This window comes from Oceaniferula flava (assembly GCF_016811075.1).
Classification (GTDB): Bacteria; Verrucomicrobiota; Verrucomicrobiia; order Verrucomicrobiales; family Akkermansiaceae; genus Oceaniferula; species Oceaniferula flava.
Map to the genome: position 1 here is coordinate 1 of NZ_JAFBGL010000050.1, position 373 is coordinate 373.

Sequence of the window (373 nt, forward strand, 5' to 3'; positions counted from 1 at the left end):
TCAATACCATGCTTTATCTCAAGCACTCTCTGTAGCTTTTTGGGCCCCCACGTCGGATGCAGACGCTTCTCCTTCACTATCAAGCGCTCTACGCTTTTGTCCGTTCTGTTGGCTACACACTTCGGTGCTCGACTGCGTTCATCAAGCCCACTCTTGCCATCCTCCGCGTATCGCTTCAGCCACTTGTGACCCGTTTTGCGCGATATTCCAAACTGCTCACACAGCTCCGTCTTCGTATATCGATCACTCTGCGCGAGGATCACAAATCTTTCTCTTTGTTCCATTGGTGACTCTTCTTTCCAGGGCATGATCGCCCATTCCAGTGTCACCTATGTCCTCAGTCAATGTGTAACCTATGTGCTCGGTTCATACC

General features: G+C 50.4%; 1 protein-coding gene. It reads right to left on the reverse strand.

Going from position 1 to position 373, the window contains the following annotated elements; translation table 11 throughout:
- The coding region (locus JO972_RS16780; protein ID WP_309491242.1) for a helix-turn-helix domain-containing protein at window positions 1-308 on the reverse strand (308 nt) is incomplete at its 3' end.
- Between the last annotated feature and the right edge of the window lie 65 nt (window positions 309-373).